Here is a 7,527-nt window from a genome sequence, read left to right on the forward strand (position 1 = left end):
ACCGCCGCCCGTGCCATCAGCGTCGACGAGGGATTTCTCTACACAGATCTTGAATGGGTCCAGCAGGTGCTCGAAGCTACCGGAGGCGGTGTGGACGTCATCATCAACGGTGCCGGTGCCAACCTGGCGGAAGCCATGGGATGTCTGAAACCAGGAGGCTGGATCGTCGTAGTGGGCTCAACTGCCGGGAGCACGGTTAGGACCGAAGTCCCGGACCTCTATTTCGGGCAATATCGATTCTCGGGCGAACCTTGGAAGCCCTGATGATTTTGCGCAGATGCTCGATCTGGTCGACAAGCACCAGATCCGCCCGCTTATCGACTCCGTCTACCCGCTGTCGGAGGTCGCCGAGGCGCACCACCATCTCGAATCCAGAAAACATCTTGGGAAGCTCGTCCTAAGCCTTGGCTAAAGATGTTCGCGCTGTGACGACCGCGAGGCCGGCGTTTTCCTAGAACCTTAGCGGACGAGGTTTAGTGCAACATTGACGATGGATTCTTCGTCGATGCCGTGGATCCGGTAGGCGTCCTGCAGATCAGAGGACTGGCCGAAGTCCTTCACTCCCAGGGAGATGGTTCTGTCGCCGCGGGCTCCGGCCAGGAAGGACAAGGTGTGGGGGTGTCCGTCCTGGACGGTGACGAGGGGCGTGGGGGCGTGCCGGGGAAAGAGGGCGTCAATGATGTCGAATCCGCTCCCGATGGTTCCTTGGTTGAGTGAGTTGCGGCGCTGGAGGGATTCGAAAACCAGGTCGGGGCTGGTTAGGCAGACGACGCCGGCGGTGATTCCGAGCACCTTCAGCCGCTGGGCTGAGGCGATGACTTCCGGCATCATTGCCCCGACGCCGACAAGCGTGACGCTGTCCTCGGCCGGGTTGTGGTCGGTCAGCCGGTATCCGCCGGCTACTGCGTACAGCCGCAAGGAAATCAATAGAAGCATCGCGAACTCTTGCCTTCTCGCACGCAGAATCGTATTGTTGAGGACAGAGTAACTTAGAGTCGCCGAAGGAGACCAGCTATGGACTCAGTCAATATCGAAACCCCCGCAGCCACTCAGGCCGAAGCACTCGCAGCATTCGACCAGCAGGCAGCAGGGCAGTACTTGCGCGGTCAGTGGATTGCGGAGGAGCACCTGATGCGGGCCATTGGCGGGCCTCGCCCCGCAGGCATCCCTTACCGGTGGGCATGGGACGATGTCGAGAAGGCCCTCGCTGAGGCGACCATTGCACTCGGGCCCGTCGACACGGCGAGGCGGCACCTCACCTTCGTCAACCCTGGTCTCCTCGATCGCGGAAGCGCCACCACGCACACCATCTCTGCCGGCTTCCAGCTCGTGAAGCCGGGCGAAGTATGCTGGTCGCATCGACACACCATGGGCGCTGTGCGATTCATTACGAAGGGAGATCCGGAGGCTTTCACGACCGTCGACGGCGAGCGTCTGCCCATGGAAGATTTCGATCTTCTGATCACCCCGCGATTCTCGTGGCACGACCACCACAACCCGAGCGACTCCGACGTTGTCTGGCTCGACGGCCTCGACATAGGCCTTCTCTTCGCCCTCGGTGCAGTCTACTACGAGCCCTACGGCGACGACAGCCAGAACGTGCGCCCTTCGAGCAGCGAAGGCATCGGAACCCGCAGCCACTGGCTGCGTCCAACGTGGGAACGCGGTCGCGAGAGCAGACTGCCCGTGCGCTATCCCTGGAGCGAAGTCAAAGCGCGCCTCAATCTCTACGACCTCGACGCGGGCAACCCTTACGACGGGCTGGCGCTGCGATACGCCAATCCGGTGACTGGTGGCCCGACGATGGCCACCATGGACTGCTGGGTGCAACGCCTCGCCCCAGGGTTCGATGGCAAGGCCCACCGCCGTTCATCCAGCGCGATCACTTACGTTATCTCTGGCTCCGGCTCGTTCGTCACCGATGACGAGACGATCAGCTTCGTGCCCGGCGACGTCATCGCGCTTCCGAACTGGACTAACTTTCGATGGGTGAATGCCTCCCCGACTGAGTCGGTACAGCTCTTCTCGATGCACGACATTCCTGCACTGCAGGCTTTTGGCCTGCTCTACGAAGAACCGGAATCGATTCTCAACGCGACACCCGCGCCCGTTAACCCTACTCCGCCACTCAAGCCAATCTACCGGGCTGGCGCCTTCTACGATCAGGATGAACTATGACGGCTCGAGGCATCACCGCAGCCGATATCACCGGTATTGTCGGCATCGTTCCGACGCCGTCGAGGCAAGGCTCAGACTCCGCTCAAGCTGTCGACACGGTCAATCTCGACGAGACCGTTCGCATGGTGGATCTGATTGTCGATTCTGGAGTCGATGTTTTATTGACGAACGGCACCTTCGGCGAGGTGGCGACACTCACCTACGACGAGCTGCTTGCCTTCAATGATGCCGTCATCAGCACCGTCGCGCATCGCATACCGGTTTTCTGCGGGGCCTCAACGTTGAACACCCGCGACACAATTTCTCGCGGCAAGAAGCTGATGAGTCTCGGAGCTGACGGTCTCTTCGCAGGTCGACCGATGTGGCTTCCCCTTGATGACGAGCAAGTCGTTGCGTACTACTCTGCACTCGTCGAAGCGATGCCCGATGCGGCGTTCGTGGTCTACGACAATACGGGCGTGTTCAAGGGAAAAATTTCGTCTGAAGCTTACGGACAGCTGGCAAAGCTCCCGCAGATCGTCGCTGCGAAACACCTGGGTGTGCTTCCGGGAAACGACGCATACAAGAATGATCTCGAAGCAGTGCATGGCAGCTTTCCGTTGTTACCGACCGCGGACAACTGGCTGACGTCGCTCAACGCGTTCCCGGGCGAGGTACCAGCGGCATGGAGCGGTGACGTTGCCTGCGGTCCGGAGCCCGTGCTGGTCCTTCGGGATGCCATAGCGGCGGGCGCTTGGGATGACGCTCAAGTCGCCCACGATGGCATCGTTTGGGCTACCGACCCGCTCTTTCCCGATGGCGACATCACCAAGTTCATGCCATATAGCATCCAGATTGATCGAGCTGAGTTCGAGTCTGCCGGATACATCACGCCAGGTCCGGCCCGCCACCCGTATGGGACCGCTCCCTCAGCATATCTCGAGGGCGGTAGAGAAGTAGGAAGGCGGTGGGCTGAACTAAGAGCGCGGTACGCGAAGGAGCCTAAGCACGTTGGTGCCGGGTACGCAACCTCGGTCGTCGACTTCAGCGACAGTGTGTAGCAGGTGCTGTGAGCCCGGGCGCCGACATCGCTCCTGCTTTGGTGTGCGCAGTTCACGGGAACGAGATAGCAACTCGCTACCGCCTGGCTGGAGTGTGCCCAACGAGCTCCCGCTACACCTTGCGGTGCTTCGCAGTCGGCATGAGATGCGTGCTGTTGTGCATGCGCACCCTCCCGCCGTCGTGGCAATCACTCTCGTCGGCCAGCGCATCGGCCCATCATCGGGGCCCTCAATATTCCGGCAATGCATCTCGCCACCGTAGGAATCCCCGTGTATGAGAGTTCTGCACTTATTCGCATCCCCGAACGCGGTGCCGCCATGGTTGGCTCAAAGGGGCGAAGCCACGGTGGTGCTACAGGCTGGCTATGGGCTCACGTCTGCGGGAACAACGGTTTAACGAGCTGTTATCCAGGCTCTTAATGTCGATGCTCTCGCCAAGATGCACCTAGCCGTGATAAGGGCGGGCGCGGTGCCGACCGACATCGATGGCGGCGATCGCGAAGACCTTCCCGATCTAGGGTCCGGCTTCGACGACGACACCGTGTGGCGGTTCCCTCGCCGCACTCGAACACAAGGGACTTTCGATCCCGTGATTCAGGAGACAGCATGAACCAGCAGTGGATCGGACAAAATAAGTGGAACGTGATTGTCGACAATGAGCCGATCGACGTCACTGATCGCTACGAAATCGAGAATCCAGCCACCGGCAGGCCGCTCGCCTTGGTTCCCGACTGTTCGGTGGCCGACGTCGACCGTGCTGTAGCTGCGTCGAAGGCTGCGCAGAAGTTGTGGGCGGCTCTCCCACCGCGGCAACGAGCAGCACAGCTCCGCACATTCGCCGAGGTCGTCAAGTCACACGCAGAGGAACTGGCCATGCTCGACGCAGTCGACGGCGGATTCTCTCTCGCTATGATGCGGCGAGACGTCGAAGCCGGACTCGAACTGATCGACATTTTCGCAGACATGGCCCTCGACCTTGGTGGGCGAACCGTGCCGGTCAGCGAAAATCTCCATTTCACGACGAACGAACCCTTCGGCGTGGTTGCTCGCATCGGGGCGTTCAATCACCCGATCTTTTTTGCTCTCTCCAAGATCGCAGCGCCTCTGGTCGCCGGCAACTCGGTTCTTCTGAAAGCTCCCGATCAGACTCCCCTCTCGTCGCTGCGACTCGCGGAACTCGCAATTGGAGTACTGCCGACCAACCTACTCATCACGATCAGTGGCCGAGGTTCGATCTCTGGGCGCGCGATCGTTCGGCACCCCGATATTAGGAGAATCGGCTTCATCGGCTCCACCGCCACAGGGCGCTCCATACAACGCGACGCGTCGGAGGTGGGGGTGAAGCACATCTCGCTCGAGCTGGGGGGCAAGAATGCACAGATCGTCTTCGCCGACGCCGACCTCGAGAAGGCGGCTCACGGTGCGGTCAACGGCATGAACTTCACCTGGACGGCAGGTCAAAGCTGCGGGTCCACCAGCCGCCTTCTCGTTCACAGTTCCGTCGCTGCGCAGCTGACGGAACGCGTCGCTGAACTGGTCCGCGCTATTCGAGTCGGACTCCCTCTCGACGAGTCGACTCAGATGGGTCCACTCGTCTCCGAGGCGCAGTATCAGAAATCTGTCGACGCGATCAGCACTGCGGTGAGCGACGGCGCCAGGATTGTCACCGGAGGTGCGAGGCCCGAGGGCTTGGGAGAGGAAGGATGGTTCCTCTCCCCCACGGTGTTAGCTGACGTCGTGCCCGGATCGTTCGTCGAGCAAACCGAGATCTTCGGTCCTGTGCTATCGATCGTGACGTTCGAGACTGATGACGAGGCATTGCGCATCGCGAACGGTGTCGAGTACGGACTTACTGCGACAGTTTGGAGTTCGAACACCACGCGAGCGCTTACGGTGGCTCGACAGGTCGACGCCGGCTATGTGATCGTCAATGGCGGTAGCAGACACTACTGGGGCCTACCATTCGGTGGAACAAAAGCGTCGGGTGTCGGCCGTGAAGAGTCGATCGATGAACTCTTGTCGTATACCGAGGTGAGGACGACCACGGTGGTTCTGGACTGACGTCGGCCATCTCTTTGAACGAGCTCAACCGCGCATCACGTGAGTTCCGCAGCTTTCGCTGCAGCAGCCTGACGGATTCTCCGCTGGTTTGGCAGACGTGGGCGTGGTGGAGCAGCCGGGCGACGGTGGGCGTGGCGATGGTCTTGGGCATGAGCTCGTCGAACCCGGCGGGGTGGATGTTGGAGCTGATGGCCAGGGACCGCTTCTCGTAGGCTGCATCGACGACGCGGTAGAACCCTTCTGCAGCGTCGGCGGTTACCGACAACAGGCCGATGTCATCGATGCAGATCAGATCGGCGTTGGTGGCCCGGTCGATGACTTTGTTCACGCTGTCATCGATGCGGTGCCGGCGCACGAGTGCGCCGAGGTGTTCCAGAGTCACCAGGACTCGGTCATGCCTTCGTCGATCGCTTGTTGCCCCAGTGCTTCGAGCAGCAGTGTTTTGCCGGTGCCGGAAGGCCCGCAGGCAATCAGGTTCTCCTTCCGCTTGACCCATTCGAGGGTGCGCAGGAACTGCGTCGTTGCCGCCGGCACCGAGGACAGCGCTTCGTCCCAAACGTCGAAAGTCTTGCCGGTGGTGAGGTGTGTCAAGATGTGAGACAGTCGGGTAGTTTCTTTTCGGTCAGGCAGCAGCGGGAAGCTGTTGGTTTCTGGTTGTGAAGTTGGCCATCGCCGTCGCCGGCGGCAGACCATCGTTGTTGGTGTGAGGCCTCCAGCGGTTGTAGAACACTTCGATGTAGCGCATAGTGGCCCGTCTGGCGTCTTGCCGCGTGGTGAAGCTGTGGTGAGGGTAAAACTCGTTTTTCAGCGATGAGAACAGCGATTCCGCCACGGCATTATCCCACCACACCCCGGTGGCCCCCAAGGACTGGCGCACAGCGTTTCCGGTGCACCGGGCGCCCATTTCCCGGGAGGTGTACTAGACGGATTCAACCGGTCGTCGCAACACCTCGATTCTGGAGGTAGCGATGGGCAGGCCAGCAGATTGGATGAAAGTGGCGACGGGCAGGCCTGTCATGAAATCGCCAGGGAAGCCGTCGTTGAGGCGGGACACCGAGCGGGCGTTCTGGCGTGAGATCGCGACTGGGTGTACGAGCGAGCGGGCGGCGATATTGGCTGGCGTGTCGCAGGCGGCCGGAACGCGCTGGTTCCGGGATCGTGGCGGCATGCCGACGTTCCTGCTTGCCCCGCTCAAAGGCCGGTACCTTTCGTTCGAAGAACGTGAGGAGATCGCGCTGTTGAACGCGCAGGGCACCGGTGTGAGGAAAATTGCCCAGGAATTGAAGCGGAGCCCGTCAACGATTTCACGGGAACTGCGCCGGAACGCAGCTACTCGCGCTGGGAAGCTCGATTACCGTGCGTCTGTTGCGCAATGGAAGGCAGAACGGTTCGCTCAGCGGGCGAAGACCGTCAAGCTTGTAACGAATGAGCGGCTGCATCAGTACGTGCAGGACAAGCTTGCCGGTGTCGTCCGGGCACCTGACGGTCGTATCGTCGCCGGCCCTGGTGCGCCGGAGTGGAAGGGCAGGAACAAGCCGCACCGGGGTGACCGCGAGTGGGTGACGGCGTGGAGTCCGGAGCAGATTTCGAACCGGCTCAAGGCTGATTTCCCGGATGATGAGTCCATGCGTATTTCCCATGAGGCGATTTACCAGGCGCTTTACGTTCAGGGCCGCGGAGCGCTCAAACGCGAACTCGTTCTGCACCTGCGCACGGGGCGTGCACTGCGTGTGCCAAGAGCTCGGTCGACGCGGCAGTCCTGGGCTCATGTCACTGAGGAGACGCTCATCAGCAAGCGCCCTCCCGAAGTCGCCGATCGCGCCGTTCCCGGGCACTGGGAAGGTGACTTGGTGATTGGCCTGCAACGATCGGCGATCGGCACGCTGGTCGAGCGGACGACACGGTTCACGATGCTGATCCACCTACCCCTCGGAGAAGGCTGCGGCGTAATCCCACGGACGAAGAACGGACCCGCGCTGGCTGGCTACGGTGCGGTGACGATGGCAGACGCCCTCGCCAAAACGATCACGACACTGCCCCAGCAACTGCGACAATCGGTGACTTGGGATCGCGGCAAAGAACTCTCCGACCACGCCAGATTCACCGTCGACACCGGAGTAAGGGCGGATTCTAGGGGTCGATGCAACACCCGTGGTCAGCTGGCTATCAGTAAATCACGAAGTTGCTCTGCGGGAGTGTCCCAGCCGAGGGTTTTGCGTGGTCGGGCGTTGAGTTGCTGGGCGACGCG

The 7,527-nt window shown here is 61.2% G+C and carries 9 protein-coding genes and 2 pseudogenes; 7 read left to right on the forward strand and 4 right to left on the reverse strand.

What is annotated here, in order from left to right:
• Nucleotides 1-6 precede the first annotated feature (6 nt).
• A pseudogene (locus HGO92_RS24780) lies at nucleotides 7-264 on the forward strand (zinc-binding dehydrogenase); the annotation flags it as partial.
• Nucleotides 233-412, forward strand: coding sequence for a zinc-binding dehydrogenase (locus HGO92_RS24380; protein ID WP_346769062.1), 180 nt, complete (start codon nucleotides 233-235; stop codon nucleotides 410-412). The pseudogene HGO92_RS24780 and the gene HGO92_RS24380, both read left to right, overlap by 32 nt.
• Nucleotides 413-459: 47 nt before the next feature.
• On the opposite strand, the gene HGO92_RS22055 is transcribed toward HGO92_RS24380, so the two are convergent.
• Nucleotides 460-936: a transketolase-like TK C-terminal-containing protein gene (locus HGO92_RS22055; RefSeq protein ID WP_240974880.1), complete on the reverse strand. Its 477-nt coding sequence runs from the start codon at nucleotides 934-936 to the stop codon at nucleotides 460-462.
• Between the two features lie 78 nt (nucleotides 937-1,014).
• Between HGO92_RS22055 and HGO92_RS22060 the strand changes: the two genes are divergently transcribed.
• From HGO92_RS22060 to HGO92_RS22075, 4 genes are all read left to right on the forward strand, one after another.
• The gene (locus HGO92_RS22060; protein ID WP_169998706.1) at nucleotides 1,015-2,178 is read left to right on the forward strand and encodes a cupin domain-containing protein; all 1,164 of its coding nucleotides are present in this window, start codon (nucleotides 1,015-1,017) and stop codon (nucleotides 2,176-2,178) included.
• Nucleotides 2,175-3,218: a dihydrodipicolinate synthase family protein gene (locus HGO92_RS22065; protein WP_169998708.1), complete on the forward strand. Its 1,044-nt coding sequence runs from the start codon at nucleotides 2,175-2,177 to the stop codon at nucleotides 3,216-3,218. The genes HGO92_RS22060 and HGO92_RS22065 overlap by 4 nt, the downstream gene beginning before the upstream one ends.
• 94 nt (nucleotides 3,219-3,312) lie before the next feature.
• Complete coding sequence (locus HGO92_RS24785) at nucleotides 3,313-3,480, forward strand: class II aldolase/adducin family protein (protein ID WP_169998710.1); 168 nt, start codon at nucleotides 3,313-3,315, stop codon at nucleotides 3,478-3,480.
• 344 nt (nucleotides 3,481-3,824) lie between these two features.
• A complete protein-coding gene (locus tag HGO92_RS22075) occupies nucleotides 3,825-5,279 on the forward strand; it encodes an aldehyde dehydrogenase family protein (protein ID WP_205834947.1) in 1,455 nt (484 codons plus the stop codon).
• 112 nt (nucleotides 5,280-5,391) lie between these two features.
• Here HGO92_RS22075 and HGO92_RS22080 read toward each other — a convergent pair.
• The 3 genes and pseudogenes from HGO92_RS22080 to HGO92_RS22085 all read right to left on the reverse strand — a co-directional run.
• Nucleotides 5,392-5,661: pseudogene (locus tag HGO92_RS22080) on the reverse strand (ATP-binding protein); the annotation flags it as partial.
• Nucleotides 5,658-5,870, reverse strand: coding sequence for an ATP-binding protein (locus HGO92_RS24385; RefSeq protein ID WP_277351952.1), 213 nt, complete (start codon nucleotides 5,868-5,870; stop codon nucleotides 5,658-5,660). The gene HGO92_RS24385 and the pseudogene HGO92_RS22080, both read right to left, overlap by 4 nt.
• Nucleotides 5,871-5,901: 31 nt before the next feature.
• On the reverse strand, nucleotides 5,902-6,183 hold the full coding sequence (locus tag HGO92_RS22085; protein ID WP_374153002.1) for an integrase core domain-containing protein: 282 nt from the start codon (nucleotides 6,181-6,183) through the stop codon (nucleotides 5,902-5,904).
• Between the two features lie 85 nt (nucleotides 6,184-6,268).
• On the opposite strand from HGO92_RS22085, the gene HGO92_RS22090 reads away from it, so the two are divergent.
• Nucleotides 6,269-7,527: IS30 family transposase (locus HGO92_RS22090; RefSeq protein ID WP_440915794.1), on the forward strand; the 1,259-nt coding region annotated here is incomplete at its 3' end.

The sequence above is a fragment of the Crystallibacter degradans genome, assembly GCF_012952295.1.
Taxonomy (GTDB): domain Bacteria; phylum Actinomycetota; class Actinomycetes; order Actinomycetales; family Micrococcaceae; genus Crystallibacter; species Crystallibacter degradans.

Coding starts and splice junctions, on each gene's coding strand:
- HGO92_RS22055 (WP_240974880.1), bottom strand. CDS start 936: ATGCTTCTATTGATTTCCTTGCGGCTGTACGCAGTAGCCGGCGGATAC.
- HGO92_RS22060 (WP_169998706.1), top strand. CDS start 1,015: ATGGACTCAGTCAATATCGAAACCCCCGCAGCCACTCAGGCCGAAGCA.
- HGO92_RS22065 (WP_169998708.1), top strand. CDS start 2,175: ATGACGGCTCGAGGCATCACCGCAGCCGATATCACCGGTATTGTCGGC.
- HGO92_RS22075 (WP_205834947.1), top strand. CDS start 3,825: ATGAACCAGCAGTGGATCGGACAAAATAAGTGGAACGTGATTGTCGAC.
- HGO92_RS22085 (WP_374153002.1), bottom strand. CDS start 6,183: ATGGGCGCCCGGTGCACCGGAAACGCTGTGCGCCAGTCCTTGGGGGCC.